This is a genomic window from Rhodococcoides fascians NBRC 12155 = LMG 3623, from assembly GCF_001894785.1.
GTDB lineage: Bacteria > Actinomycetota > Actinomycetes > Mycobacteriales > Mycobacteriaceae > Rhodococcoides > Rhodococcoides fascians.
Genome location: NZ_BCWW01000001.1, coordinates 428,253 through 442,987, shown reverse-complemented (window position 1 = coordinate 442,987; position 14,735 = coordinate 428,253). Strand labels below are relative to the sequence as shown.

General features: G+C 65.7%; 8 protein-coding genes. 1 reads left to right on the top strand and 7 read right to left on the bottom strand.

The window, feature by feature from the left end:
- Nucleotides 1-29: 29 nt before the first annotated feature.
- The gene (locus tag RFA01S_RS02260; RefSeq protein ID WP_032366761.1) at nucleotides 30-1,001 is read left to right on the top strand and encodes a hypothetical protein; all 972 of its coding nucleotides are present in this window, start codon (nucleotides 30-32) and stop codon (nucleotides 999-1,001) included.
- Between the two features lie 163 nt (nucleotides 1,002-1,164).
- Here RFA01S_RS02260 and RFA01S_RS02255 read toward each other — a convergent pair whose 3' ends face one another.
- From RFA01S_RS02255 to RFA01S_RS02225, 7 genes are all read right to left on the bottom strand, one after another.
- On the bottom strand, nucleotides 1,165-2,709 hold the full coding sequence (locus tag RFA01S_RS02255; RefSeq protein ID WP_027494804.1) for an acyl-CoA carboxylase subunit beta: 1,545 nt from the start codon (nucleotides 2,707-2,709) through the stop codon (nucleotides 1,165-1,167).
- A gap of 3 nt (nucleotides 2,710-2,712) precedes the next feature.
- The gene (pks13, locus tag RFA01S_RS02250) at nucleotides 2,713-7,752 is read right to left on the bottom strand and encodes a polyketide synthase Pks13 (RefSeq protein ID WP_032407201.1); all 5,040 of its coding nucleotides are present in this window, start codon (nucleotides 7,750-7,752) and stop codon (nucleotides 2,713-2,715) included.
- Nucleotides 7,753-7,794: 42 nt separating this feature from the next.
- Complete coding sequence (gene fadD32 / locus RFA01S_RS02245) at nucleotides 7,795-9,693, bottom strand: long-chain-fatty-acid--AMP ligase FadD32 (protein ID WP_027494806.1); 1,899 nt, start codon at nucleotides 9,691-9,693, stop codon at nucleotides 7,795-7,797.
- Between the two features lie 179 nt (nucleotides 9,694-9,872).
- Complete coding sequence (locus tag RFA01S_RS02240; RefSeq protein ID WP_027494807.1) at nucleotides 9,873-10,871, bottom strand: LLM class F420-dependent oxidoreductase; 999 nt, start codon at nucleotides 10,869-10,871, stop codon at nucleotides 9,873-9,875.
- Between the two features lie 289 nt (nucleotides 10,872-11,160).
- Nucleotides 11,161-12,114 carry a cutinase family protein gene (locus RFA01S_RS02235; RefSeq protein ID WP_027494808.1) on the bottom strand — a complete coding sequence of 318 codons (954 nt, stop codon included), beginning with the start codon at nucleotides 12,112-12,114 and terminating at the stop codon, nucleotides 11,161-11,163.
- Between the two features lie 9 nt (nucleotides 12,115-12,123).
- Nucleotides 12,124-12,675, bottom strand: coding sequence for a DUF732 domain-containing protein (locus RFA01S_RS02230; RefSeq protein ID WP_032374174.1), 552 nt, complete (start codon nucleotides 12,673-12,675; stop codon nucleotides 12,124-12,126).
- Nucleotides 12,676-12,758: 83 nt separating this feature from the next.
- The gene (locus RFA01S_RS02225; RefSeq protein ID WP_081371246.1) at nucleotides 12,759-14,660 is read right to left on the bottom strand and encodes an alpha/beta hydrolase-fold protein; all 1,902 of its coding nucleotides are present in this window, start codon (nucleotides 14,658-14,660) and stop codon (nucleotides 12,759-12,761) included.
- Between the last annotated feature and the right edge of the window lie 75 nt (nucleotides 14,661-14,735).

Sequence of the window (14,735 nt, the reverse complement as noted above, 5' to 3'; positions counted from 1 at the left end):
GTGTCAGTGTCGCGTTCGACAGTCGAGGCATGAAACGGGGAGTTTGGGCCACAGACCTATCGATGCTCGAGGACGTCGCCGATCACGGCGTCGTGACAAGGGCACAGCTTCGCTCGGCCGGTGTCGCGGACGGGACGGTAGCCGGCCGATGCGCAGCCGGCGGACCCTGGCAGCACTTGCTGCCAGGGGTGGTGCTGCTGCACAACGGCTTCCCATCTCACCGACAGCGAATGGCTGCTGCCCTGGCGTACGGCGGTCCACACAGCATCCTCACTGGGAACGCGGCATTGAGTGTGCATGGCTTGGGGCCGAATCCACCGTCGAATGAAGTTCACATTCTCGTCCCGAACGAGATGCAGCGAGCATCCGTCAAATTCGTCCGATCCGAACGCACCTGGCGCATGCCCGAAGCCGTGTTCGACCACGGTCCGCGCTGCGCTCCGGTATCCCGGAGTGTCGTCGACGCGACCCGCGCACTACGCGGACGATCTCAGTGCACGGCTCTGATTGCGGAGATCATCAGACGGGGTGCGGCATCACTCGAAGAGCTGGCAATCGAATTGGCGGAGGGGCCGAGACGCTACAGCGCATCGACACGGTTGGCGATCAGGGATCTGGAAGGAAACGCTCACTCCGTCGCCGAGGCGGACGCTCAACGGCTCTACCGATCGAGCGGACTCCCACCAATGATTCACAATGCCCGGCTGTTCACCTCGGACGGTACATTCCTCGGTAGCCCCGACGGCTTCCTCGACACAGTCTGCTTCGGGTGGGAGATCGACTCCCTCGCTCATCACCTCTCGCCGATCGATCATGCGAACACGATGGCTCGCCGAGCTCTCCTGCAACGCCACGGCGCGATCGTGGTGTCACATCTGCCGCAGGACATCCGGGACGACCCCCAGCGCGTGCTCGCGGATCTTCGGGCCGGCTATCAACAGGCTCTGGCGCGGCCCCGTCCGAACCTCGTTCTTCGACGGAGCGCGACGTCGACCGGATGAATGTCTCTTGCAAGCACTCCAACTGCAACAAAGCCACATTCATTCGCTTCTGGCTCGAGGAGACAGATGAATGAATGCGGCTTTGTTGCAGTCAGAGCGACTGAAACCCACATTGATCCCAAAAGGGAGCGAAGCGACCCCGACGCAGGACGGGCGCGCTTGGCTAGATCGGCAGCAAAGAGTGCTTACGCGGACTCTTGTGCACTTCCTTGTCTTTCAGGATGTGCAGGGCCTTGCGAATTTCGAGGCGCGTTTGCGAGGGCTCGATGACGGCGTCGATGTAGCCACGTTCGGCGGCGATCCACGGCGTTGCGACATGCTCGTTGTAGAAGTTGATGAGCTGCTTGCGCAGCGCCGGAGCATTTTCGCCTGCCTCGGCGAGTTGCTTGCGACTCATGATGTTGATGGCGCCCTCGGCACCCATGACGGCGATGCGGGCGGTCGGCCAGGCGAGGTTGATGTCGGATCCGAGCTGCTTCGAGCCCATCACCGCGTATCCGCCGCCGTACGACTTACGGATCACGACAGTCAGTTTCGGCACCGTCGCTTCGACGAACGAGAAGATGAAGCGGCCACCGCGATGGATGACGCCGAGGGTTTCCTGGTCGACGCCGGGCAGGAAGCCGGGTGTGTCGACGAGGAAGATGATCGGAATGTTGTAGGCGTCGCTGAGGCGGATGAACCGCGCACATTTGTCCGCTGCCTTCGCGTCGAGTGCCCCGGACAGGTGCATCGGCTGATTGGCGACGATTCCCACCGGCCGACCGTCGACGCGGGCGAAGCCGGTGATGACGTTCTGTGCAGTCTGGGCGGCGATCTCGTGGAACTCGCCGTCGTCGAAGATGCGCAGGATGATGTCGTGCATGTCGTAACCGGCGTTGTCGGCGTCGGGCATGAACGAGTCGAGCGTGCGATCGGATTCGGTGATCTCCGGCTCGAGCCCCGGGTTGATCACCGGTGCCTCTTCCTGGCAGCTCGACGGCAGGTAGCTCAGGTAGTTCCGAATCCAGTCGAATGCGGCCTTCTCGTCGGCAGCGACGTGGTGCACGTTGCCGTTGATGGCCTGGACACGGGCACTGCCGAGTTCGTCGAGGCTGACGTCCTCGCCGGTGACGGACTTGATGACGTCCGGCCCGGTGACGAACATGTACGCCTCTTCGGTGGCGACGACGATGTCGGTGTTGATCGGTGCGTACACCGCGCCACCGGCGCACTTGCCGAGGATCAGCGAGATCTGCGGGCACAGGCCGGAGAGCGCCTCATGGCGTCGACCCAGTTCGGCGTACCACGCGAGGGAGGTGACGGCGTCCTGCACGCGAGCTCCACCGGAGTCGTTGATGCCGACGACCGGGCAGCCCATCTTGATCGCGAAGTCCATGATGCCGGCGACCTTGCGGCCGAACATCTCGCCGACGGTTCCGCCGAACACGGTCTGATCGTGCGAGAACACTGCGATCGGACGGCCGTCGACGGTTCCGTGCCCGGTGACGACGCCGTCGCTGTAGAGGGCACCCGGATCGTTCGGGGCCTTCACCAGCGCGCCGATCTCGACGAAACTGCCGGGGTCGAGCAGCGAGTTCACGCGATCTCGGGCGCTGGGTATGCCCTTCTTGGCGCGCTTGGCGATGCCGATCTCGCCGGCCGGTTCCTTGGCCAGTTCCAGCCTCGCCCGTAGCTCGGCCAGCTTCTCCGCAGTGGTGCCACTCAAAATCTACGCTCCGGTTCTTGCAGACTCGATGTTCTCGAGCGTCTTCGACAGATGGGCCGCAATTTTTCCAATGTACGGCTCGTCGACGACCGCGAGATGGTCGCCTCCGACGTAGACGATCTCGAGGTCCTTCACCACCGGTCCCCAACCACCGTGCTCTTCGCGGGTGGCGTATGCGGGCTCGAGGGCGATCGCGTCGTCGTGGTACTTGTCGGCCAGGTACAGCGTGACGTGCCCGCCGTACTCCTTGAGCTCGGCTGTCTGGATAGCCCGATTGTCGAGCCACGACGTCCGCTGATGCTCGATGATGCCGCCGGGAATCTTTGCCCCACTGAGCTTGACCAGATCGGTGATGATTCGAATCTGGCCCTCGTCGTCGGAGTCGACCAACTTGTCGTACGGGATCGGGTAGTCGACGTTGTACGTCTTCTTCGCGAACGCCGCGTACCGCTCCCAACGCTTGCGGACTTCGTCCTTGGTGTCGGGGATCTTGGTGCCGGGCATGACGGTATCGAGCAGCCCCACGTAGGCGACCTCGATGCCTTCCTCTTCCATCTGACGCGCCACCTCGTAGGCGAGGATGCCGCCGAGCGACCATCCGACGAACACGTACGGTCCCTCGGGCTGGATCGCCTTGATCAACGGCACGTACTCCGCGGCGCGCTTGGCAATGGGTCCTTCTACGCGCTCAAGGCCGTACATGGGCGTGCCTGCCGGCAACTTCCGCAGCAACGGCTCGTAGGCGACGGTGGAGCTACCGGCCGAGTGGAACGCGAATACCGGTGTGGCCGTGGAGCCCTCGGGACGGGCCCGAAGATTGCGCACGACACCGTCGATCTCGCCGTCCTCAAGGTGCGGGCGCACCTTGTCGGCGAGCTGCTCGATGGTCTCCGAGTCCAGTACGTCGTCGAAGGTGATCTCGCCGCCGGCCCGCTCGGTCAGGCGCGCGGCCAACTTCTCGGCCGTCTCGTCGTCGAGGATCGGCAGGGTGTTGAAGATGCCCTTGGCCGATTCCTTCGTCACCACTGCCCACGTTGCGAACGTCATCCGCTCGGCGTTGTCACGTGGGGGCACATCGGATCCGGCGGCCTCGGCGAACGCTTCCTTGCCGCCCAGGTCGGTCTGCGCTGCGACCACCGGTGCGGGTTGGTATTCCGCACTCGGCACCGCGGTCTCCGGTGCGGCGACGGCCGTCTCCAACGCTTCGTCGCGTGCAGTCGCGCCACTCTCGGCAGCCTGCTCGGCAGCCTTCTCGGCGGCCTGCTTGTCTGCCAGCGCCTGCACCTCGTCGCGGTTCTCGATCGCGTAGCGCAGGTACTTCTCCACCTCACGCAGGTTCGCATCACGCACGGCCTGCAATTGCACTGTGGGGATGTCGAATTCGTACTCGACGCGGTTCTTGATCCGAACGGCGCTGAGCGAATCCAGCCCCAGTTCGATCAGCGGCACCTCGGGAGGCAAGTCCTCGGGTGCGTAGCCCATCGACTCGGCGACAATGATCGCCAGCCGATCTTCGAGCTTCTGATTGCCGTTGGGATCCCAGCGGTCACCGAACGTCTCGACGACCTCGGGCATCTCTTCCATCGGAGACGAGGATCGCTCTTCTACCGCCACAACGGGTTCCGGCCGAGCATCACCCGAGGTGACGACGGCCTCGTGCAGCAGGGTGAAGGCCGAGCCCTCGTGTGCGTGGACCTGGACCGACGCCCCACCGAGGTGCGAGGTCAATGTGGTGACGACCGTGCCGGCCGCGGGCACCGATGCATGCGAGACCGAAGCACCCAGCGCCACATCGGAGAACACCTGCGAGGCAGCGGCGGTGACCAACGCATCGAATCCCGAGACGGCCGAGGCCTGGACTTCCCAGACGTGGCGGCCGTCGGGCAGTGCCACCCGGGCACCGGGAACGCGAGAGTTACCACTGGAGCTGACCTGCGAGTTGAGCCAGAACTCCTTGCGCAAGTACGCAGTTCGCGGGATTGCAGCGTACGGACCCGACTCGAACAGCGTCGCCAGTTCCAGCGCATGACCGTGCACGTACAGCTGCGCCAGCGCGGCGAGGAACGTGTCGGCCTCGTCTTCCTTGCGCTTGAGCGTCGGAATCAACGTGGCGTCGGCCAGGCCGGCAGCCCACGCGGTAGCGGCAACCGACATCAGCGCGACGGGGTTCGGGGCGAGCTCCACGAACGTCGTGTGACCTTCTCCCACAGCAACATTGACGGCCTGGGTGAACCAGACCGGGTGACGCATTCCCTTGGTCCAGTAGTCGACGCCGTGAATCGCCGCATGTCCGACGCGGTAGTGCGCCTCACGATCGACCGAGGAGTAGACACCGGCAGTGAGCTTGCTCGGTTCGATTCCGGCGAGCTCGGCGGCGAGCTCACCGAGCAGTACGTCGACTGCTGCGGTGTGACCTGCTCCCTTGACGTCGAGCAGACGGGCCATTTTGCCTGCGGCCTCGGCCTTTTCGACGAGGGCTTCGACCTCGGCGCGGGGTCCACCGACCGTGGTGTGCGTCGGCGCGGCGTACACGCAGGGCTCCACGTTCGGGAACTGATCGGTGAGGGTCTTGACCTCGTCGGGGGTGTACTCCACCAGCGCCATGGCACCCTGCGAGGCGGCACCGAGGCCGTCCTGGCCCTCGGCCAGCAGCCGCGAGCGGGCGTAGATGATGCGGACGGCGTCTTCGAGGTTGAGGCCTCCGGCGACATACGCTGCCGCGACCTCACCCATCGAGTGGCCGATGACGGCCGACGGCTCGGCACCGTGTGCGCGAAGCGTTGCGGCCAAAGCGATCTGGATGACGAAGATGGCGACCTGTGAGTTCTCGAACTCGTATGTCTGCGAGTCGTCGAGGATGATCTCGCGGATGGAGTAGCCGGCTTCGTCGACGAGCAGCTCGTCCACCTTGTCCACCTCGGCGGCGAACACGGCGTTGGTTCGGTACAGCCGCGATGCCATCTTGCGGTGCTGCGAGCCGAATCCGGAGAACACCCACACTGCGCCGTTGGACGCGGGCGAGTCCGCGGAGAACACGCCCGGTCCGGGCTTGCCCGCCGCGATGGCGCGCAATCCGGCGATGGCCTCGGCCGTGGTGGACGCGAGAACCACTGCGCGCGAACGCCCGTGGTTACGGCGGGCCAACGTGCGGCCGACATCGACGAGAGGCGTCGTGCTGCCCTCTTCGGTCTCGAGCCAGTCGGCCAGTTCCGACGCCGCTCGCTTACGACGCGACGGCAACGCGGCCGACACCGCGAGAATCACTGTCTCCGGAACACTGTCGGACTCCGCCAGGATGGTCTCGGCCTCGGCGACCGGGCTGGTCGTCTCGGCATCGAGCTGCTCCTCGTAGACGCCCTCCACCATCGCGGCTTCGGGATCCACGGCAGCGGGGTCGAATTCGGCCGAGGTCTCACCCGGTACGTACTCGCGCACGACGACGTGGGCGTTGGTGCCGCCGAAGCCGAAACCGGAGATGCCGGCGACGGCCTTGCCGGTGTACCGCGGCCAGTCGGTGGCCTCCGGGATGACCTTCAGGTGTGCTTTGTCGAAGTCGATGTACGGGTTGGGGCCCACGTAGTTCAGTGACGCCGGGAGCTTGTTCTCCTGCATCGCCAGCACGACCTTGATCAAACCTGCTGCGCCCGCGGCGGATTCGAGGTGCCCGAAGTTGGTCTTCGCCGAGCCCAGCAATGCCGGCTTGTCCGCGTCGCGACCACGGCCGACCACTCGGCCCAGCGCGTCGGCCTCGATGGGATCGCCCAGGATGGTTCCGGTGCCGTGCGCTTCGATGTAGTCCACGCCCGACGGGTTGATGCCGGCGTCGCGGTATGCGAATCGGAGTGCGTCGGCCTGTGCGTCGGGGTTCGGCGCGAGGAGTCCGTTGGAGCGGCCGTCCTGGTTGATGGCGGATCCGGCGATGACAGCGAGCACCTGATCGCCGTCTCGCTCGGCGTCCTCGAGTCGCTTGAGCACGACGAGTCCGCCGCCCTCGGAGCGAATCATGCCGTTTGCGTCGGAGGAGAAGGCCTTGATCCGGCCGTCGGGAGCGAGGACGCCGGTCTGACCGAAGCCGACGGTGATCGGCGGGGCGAGCAGCATGTTGACCCCGCCTGCGACGGCGAGATCGGATTCGCCGGTGCGCAGGCTGCGCACTGCCTGGTGGACGGCCACGAGGGACGACGAGCAGGCAGTGTCGACGGCGATCGACGGCCCGCGGAAGTCGTAGAAGTACGACACGCGGTTGGCGACGATGGCGGTGGAGGTGCCGGTCAGTGCGTAGGGGTGCACGGCCGGGTCGCTGACGGCGATGAGCTGGTAGTCGTTGGAGGAGCTACCGATGAAGACGCCGACCTGGCGGCCCTTGACCGAGCTGGCCGGGATGTGTGCGTGCTCGAGCGCTTCCCAGGTCAGTTCCAGCGCGAGGCGCTGCTGCGGGTCGACGTTGACGACCTCGTTGGGCGACATCGCGAAGAACTCGGCGTCGAAGGTCTTGACGTCGTCGAGGTAGCCACCCTTGGTGACCGTCGCGTCGACGGCTGCGGCGATGACGGGATCGGAGGTGAATTCCTTCCACCGGCCCTCGGGCAGGTCGGTGATGCCGTCGCGGCCCTCGATGAGCAGCGACCACATCTCCTCGGGGGTGTGACCGGTGCCGGGGAAGCGCGACGACAGTCCGACGATCGCGATGTCATGGGCGTCGCCCGACTGCACGCCGCTGGTGTAGAACGCGTCGTCGACGGTACCCACCGGCTCGTCGGGTTCGCCCTCGATGATGATCTTGGCCAGAGACGCGATGGTGGGGTGCTGGTAGACGACGGTCGCGGTCAGCGTGACCCCCACCAGCTCCTCGATCTCACCGCTCAGCGCGACGGCATCGCGAGAGGACAGACCGAATTCCTCCATCGGACGGTCGTCGGAGATGGCAGACGCGGGTTGACCCGTCGCGTCCGCAACCCAGTTGCGTAGCCAATCCCGCAGTTGGGCGACCGTGAGGTCCGTCCCGTCGGCACTCTGAATCTTGTCTGTCTCTTGTTCAGCCATTACTCACCAAGCTATGTATCGAAGGAACGGGAGGCCCAGAGATCAGTCGGGTAGTTCGGCGTCCGGGAATGCCGTCTGCTGGTAACCGCCGCGCAGGGTGCCCTCGATGTAGGCGGCCTTGCACGCGCGTCGGGCGATCTTGCCGCTCGACGTACGCGGGATGGAACCGGCCGGGACGAGCAGGACGTCGCGGACCGTGACGCCGTGCCGCGCCGAGACTGCGGTGCGCACCTCGTCGGCGATCGGAGCCGGGTCTGCCTTGCCCGAGCCGGGAGCGCGCTCGGCAACGATGACGAGCTGTTCGGAGCTGTCGTCCGAATCCTTGGTCAACGCGGCACCACTGAACTCGAACACGACGTCGGGCAGCTGGTTGAGCGGGACGGCGAATGCCGCGACGAAGCCCGGCCGCAGAGCCTTGCTTGCTTCCTGCGCCGAGAACTCGATGTCCTGCGGGTAGTGATTGCGGCCGTCGACGATGACGAGATCCTTCACGCGGCCGGTGATGTAGAGCTCGCCGTCGTGATAGACGCCGAAGTCTCCGGTGCGCATCCAGTTGGCACCCTCTGGGGCACCCGTGGCGTGCGAACCGTCGGCGACGCGGTGGACGAGCTTGTTGTGGAAGGTTTCGCTGGTCTCGGTCTCGCGACCCCAGTAGCCCTTGCCGATGTTCTCGCCGTGCAGCCAGATCTCGCCGACGTGTTCGTCGGGCACCTCGGTGGCGGTTTCGGAGTCGACGATCGCGGCCCACTGACTCCGGGCGACGGTTCCGGTCGATACCTGCGGGATGGCTCCGGGAGCGTCGGGTGCGACGACGACGAAGTTGCCTGCGTTCAGCTCGACACGGTCGACGTAGACGACCTTGGCCTCGTCGGCGTGCTTGCTCGTCGAGACGAACAGCGTGGCCTCGGCCATGCCGTAGGACGGCTTGATCGCGGACTTCGGCAGACCGTACGGGCCGAAGGCCTCGTTGAACTTCTTCATCGACGACGTGGTGACGGGCTCGCTGCCGTTGATCAGGCCGATGACGTTCGACAGGTCGAGACTTTCACCGTTCTTGGGCAGTCCGCGCTGGGCGGCGTGCTCGAACGCGAAGTTCGGTGCCGCGGCGAACGTGCCTGCTCCGTCGGAGACCGCGGCGAGTTCCTTGATCCAGCGCCACGGCCGCTGCACGAACGCGCGCGGGCTCATGATCGTGATGTATTTGCCACCGAGGGCCGGGAGGATGACGGTGAGCAGACCCATGTCGTGGAACATCGGCAGCCAGGTGACGCCACGCGAGTCGTAGTTGATCTCCATGCTGTCGACCATCTGCAGCGCGTTGACGCCGACCGCGCGGTGCGTGATCTCGACGCCGGCCGGGGTCCGCGTCGAACCGGACGTGTACTGCAGGTAGGCGATGTCGTCCAACCCTGCCTTGGGCTCGACCCACGTCTCGCCGACGCTGTCGGGAACGGCGTCGACGGCGATGATGCGTGGCCGCTCGGCAGCGGGGAGCGCGCGGAAGAACGCGCGAACGCCCGCCGCGGAGTTGCTGGCGGTGAGGATCGCGCTGGGCTTGCAGTCGCCGAGGACGGCATGCAGGCGGTCGGTGTGGCCGGGCTCGTCGGGATCGAACAGCGGCACCGCGATGGTGCCCGCGTAGATCGCACCGAAGAACGCGATGACGTACTCGAGGCCCTGGGGAGCGAGGATCGCCACGCGGTCACCGGGCTCGGTGACCTGCTGCAGACGGGCGGCGACAGCGCGCAGCCGCTTGCCGAACTGTGACCAGGTCAACTCGTGCGCTTCACCGTCCCGTTCCCGGGAGTAGTCCATGAACCGGTACGCGAGCGTGTCGGCGTTCTCTTCGACGTTCGCCTCGACGTGGCGGACGAGTGTCTGCCCTTCACCGATGGTGATGTGGCCGTTCTCATCGATGAAATCATCGAACGTGTGGCTCATTTTCTTCAATCTCCTCCGACACGAATCGCTGCCACACATCGTGCGTGACCTGGCCTTGCATTGACGACGTTCATCGATGCAGACCCCGAACAGCGTTTTATGTTACTAAGTGGTAACTCCAGCGGTGGCGGTTTCGGTCGACCTCGAGGCCGACTCCATGCTACCGACACGCGCCTGCGTCACTCGCCTTTCAGCAAGTCGACAACCGGAGCGAATGCTTCCATTTGTGTGGGGAAAACCCCGACATAGGACATCGTCGTCCGCGCGCGAACGTTACGGATCTGATCGGCGATTTCCTCGTACGTTCCGAAGGCGAGGTACGGCGACGACAGAATGTCCTCGACCGTGAGCTTGACGTCGACGTCCACGTTGGGCGGATAACCGTTGTCCAGCGCGGCCAACGCCATCTCGGCCATCTGCTCGCGATCGTCGGTGACCACGATGGTGGTGATCGCCCAGTTCAGCTCGATGTCGTCGAACCGATCCCCTGCGGCAGCCCGGATGAGCTCGACGCGCTCGAGAGTCTTCTCGATGGTCATGCCCGACAGCAGCAACTTGCCTTCCTTCGAGGTGCTCGGCACCACGGAGATGATGTCGGCGTGCTTGGCCGCCAGCGCGAGCATCTTGGGGCCGCCGCCGCCGATGCAGATCGGCGGACGCGGTCCCTGCCGCGGACGAGGGCTGCCCTTGAGACCGGTGATCGTGTAGTGCTTGCCCTCGTAGTTGCATTCCTGGCCGCGCAGCAACACGTCGAGAATGTCGAGGGTCTCCGCGAGCTTTTCGATGCGGACGCCGGGACGGTCGTAGGTGATGCCGGCCTTGTCGTATTCCTCGCGCATCCAGCCCGCGCCGAGTCCGAGTTCGAGCCGTCCGCCGGAGAGCACATCGATGGTTGCCGCGTCCTTGGCGAGCACCGCGGGATGGCGGAAGCCGTTGGCGAGCACCGCCGTGCCGAGCCGAATCTTGTCGGTGGCGACGGCGAGAGCTCCGAGCGCCGCGATCGGCCCGACCTGATTACCGAGATGATCGGGAATCATGAAGCTGTCGTAACCCAGTTCCTCGGCCTGCTGAGCCAGCTTGATGAACTTCCGAGCCCCGCCCTCCTCCGCGTTTCCCTCTCCGCCTGCAGCGAAGCGGAATTTGCGCGGCCCGGGGGTCGCGGCCTCGGCGGAACTCATCTATTGCTCTCCTCTGGGGTCTGGAGCGGCCGGTACCTGGGGTCTGAGGTGGTCGGTACCGGGGGTCTGGGCACACCGTGCGGGGCAGTCGGCCGGGGCCGATCCGCGCAGGTCCAAGGCGTCACTCTAGCCGCTCGCGGGAGCGGATCCCACCGACTGGGGGTCGTAGACCACAGGTTTGTGCCCTGCACCAGTTGGCGACACGCCGCGTTGTGACCTGTCCGTTATCGATGACACCGGTCACTGCGCTACCCACGACCCCGATCACGCCGTCGTCCACACGACCCGATCACGAGTGCGGAGGCGTCGGCGCATTCTCGATCAGATCGGCCGCCCACGCTGCCGTCCACTGGGTGGCCGTCGTGCCGGAACCGTCGACGACGAAACTGTTGTACGACGCGTGCACCGGATTGCCCGCCGCCCCGATCAGAATTTGGATGCTCTGCGGAATGTTGCGCAGCGACAGTCCATCCGACGGGGACGCACAGATCAGGTCGCCGGGCGCACAGATCTGATTGGTCCGGTCGTCGAGCGCGCCGAATCCGCCGTCCCGACGCCCCGTCATGGTGATGCCGGGGAGGTCGAGTCCCCCGAGGGCGACCTCGGCTCCGACGCCGTCGAGCGGTCCCGGCACGTCGGTACCCGACACTCCGTCGCGGCGGCCGTCGGCGATGAGGGTGACGCCGAGGACACGATCGGCGGAGATGGGTCCGTTACCTGCGCCGATGTCGGCCGCGATGTCGCCGGATATGACTGCTCCCTGCGAGAAGCCGGCCATGACGAAGTTGGTCAGTGGGCATCGCGCTGCGACGTCCGACATCTTCTGCACCGCAACGTTTTTGCCTTCGGTACGGCTGTTGTTGTACGACTGTTGGCCGTCCGGCGGCAGCGCGATGGGGTTCGAGAACTGTGCGACGTAGGGAACCGTGTAGACGTCCGCGCGAGATCCGGGGAACTGCTCCTGCAGCGGCCGGGTGACGTTGAGCATCAGCGACACCGGATTGGCGGTCGGGTTGTACGGGTCGTCGGTCGACGACGACTCCCACGTACCGGGGATGGCAATGACCTGGACGTCCGGGCAGTCCGCCGGTTGCGAGGTCGGCTGCTCGGGCCCCGGCGGCGGTACCGGTCCCGGTCCGGGTCCGAGACGCCCGGCGAGGAGGTACCACAGGGCCACGATGACGAGCCCGATGATCACCGCGAAGGCGATCACCGGCAGAACTCTGCGTTTACGTTTGGCCATCAGCGCGAACTACGGCGTGCAGTACGTCGCCTGCGCGGCGGCGATGTAGGTCTGGGCTGCCTGCTGGGCCTGCGTCTCGTTCATCTGCGTTCCGGCAGCACTGGCCTCGACGCCGACGTTCGCGGTGACGTAGGTCGTGATTTCGTCGGCTGCGACGCCCTGCGCCTGCGCGGCACAGATGTAGTTGGCCGTCGACACCGCGATGTCGCCGTTGCCCGCCGGGGTGACGCCCTTGCTCTTCAGCTCGTCGAGGAAACGCTGGCCACGGTTGTCGATCTGGCTCTCCGTCGGCCCCGGGAAGTCGTCCGGCACGGCCTGGGGTTGCTCCGGCGGTGCCGTCGCCGCCTCGCCCGGACTGGTGGTCGGAGCGACAGTAGTGGTGGTGCTCTCGGCCGCCGACGTCGACGAACTCGCCTCGGTCGTCGTCGCAGCTGCCGTGGTGGTGCTCGTCGGCGCGCCGGTGGCCGTCGAGTCGTCACTTCCACACGCCACCAGCATCGAGCTCGCCGCCACGGCGAGCACGCCGAGGGACAGAGTTCTGGCCAGAGAGTTACGCGTCATCGATCGAAATCCTTCGGTCGTCGGGTCGCAGGCGAGAGTACAGCCACGCTCTGAGAGAACTCTGAAGCCGTGACTGCCTCCGGTCACGGAGCGATCGTGGCCTTGCCGTCCTTGACGGTGATGATGCCGAACTGGAAGTTCTGTTGCTTACCGCCACCGTCGATGTCGAACTGATCGCTGGTGGGGTAGCCGAGGCGGCCACCTTCGTAGCCCACCGATCCCCAGGCGTCGAAGATCGGGCCGTACGGCATGGACCAGGCTCCGCTGACCGGGCTCCAGTAGATGTTGCCGGTCTCGAACTGATTGAACCGTCCGCCGTCCCGGATGGGGCCGATCTCGTTGGACTTGGGGAACCCGAGAGGTCCACTCTCCCAACCCAATTCACCGTACTTACCGAGAATCATGCCCTGCACAGAATGCACGCCCGCGTCGGGCGAGGTGTAGATCGCGCCGATCTCGAAGCCCTGCACCGAGCCGGGCTTGTTGGGTGTTGCCACCTCGTCGAGCACCGGGTATCCCAGAGGACCGCCCTCGTACCCCTGGGCTGCCCACTCGTCTAGCACGGCACCCTTGACCACATGGGCTCCGGTCTGCGGCGTGAAGTAGACCATGCCGTTCTGGAAGGCGTTGAAGCGGCCGCGGCCGTCGGGAGTGGCGATCTCGCCGGTCTTCGGGAAGCCGAGCGCACCCTCGGGGCCCTTGTTGCCCTGGTAGATGCCGCCGATAGCGCCGGCAACCACCTGCGCCCCGGTGTCGGGAGTGAAGAAGACCCGACCGAACGTGAAGTCCTGAGCTCGACCACCGGCGACGTTGTACTCCGCGGTGAGGCAGGGACCCAGCCACGAGTTCGCGCCGCTCGCATTGCCGATCATGCCCGCGACACTGCAGGCGGGCTTGTCGACCTCGACGCCGAGTGCCGTGGCGAGCTGCGGCCACAGCTGGTGCAACTCGAACTGCCAGTACGGCCACGAGTGCGTTCCCGAGGGGCGGTAGTTGACCTGCGCGGGGATTCCGAGCTGGTTGAGCTTGGTGGCGAAGGTCTGGGAAGTGAGTCGCGAGAGGATCTCGAGGCCCATGCCCGCGTAGTTGGTGCTGACGCCCGGAATCGGCGACGGCTGATCGTACGGGCCGGTCGAGCCGTTGCCGCTCGAGATGTACAGGCTGACGCCCTTGAGCTTGTCGGCCAGCAGGTACGGATCGTGCTGAGCCCACAGCGAGTTGGACGGTGCGCCCCACATGGCCTTGGAGTTGTAGCCGCCGGCGTCGGTCATCGCGTACTGGATGGCCTGCGGCATGCCGAGGGAGGTGGTGGTCAGGATGCCCGACAGCGAACCGGCGAACTTGAAGAAGCCGGGGTTGCGGGCCGCGAGGAACATTGCCGACGTGCCACCCATCGACAACCCGACGACGCCGCGGTTGTCGGTGCTGCGCCAGTCCTTGGCCAGGATGGGCGGCAGCTCCTTGGTCAGGAACGTCTCCCACTGGTAGTTCTTGCCGTTGTCCTGATCGACCCAGTCGGAGTAGAAGCTGGACTGTCCGCCGATCGGCAGGACGACGTTGACGTTCTTGTCGGCGAAGTACGCCTCGGCGTCGGTCTCGGCCGTCCAGCCGTTCTCCTGGTCGGTCGCCCGGAGTCCGTCCAACATGTACACCTGCGGGAACGTGGCCTGCGGGTTGATGTTCCAGTCACGCGCGAGCAGCAGCTGCACCTGGATGGGCGTTCCCATCGAGGGCGACTGGATCCACAGTGCGACGCGGCGATCGGAGAGCCAGTCCACCGAGGTGACGGTTGCTCCACCGGCCTGGGTGTAGGCGGGGCCGGTCTGCGCCATCGGGGCGGCATGAGCAACCGGGGCTGCAGTGGCCAACGTCGTCGTCGCGAAGGGAATCATCAGCGCGGAGGCAACAGTCACTGCTGCTGCCGCTCGCCGAGCCCGTGTGCCGGCCGATGGGGTACGACCGAACCGAACAAGCGCAGTGCGCATGATGGTGACTCTCTTTCCTGTGACGACCGAAGGTCTCGTCTCGAGACATGCTTCGTATGTCTTTCTACACGTGCC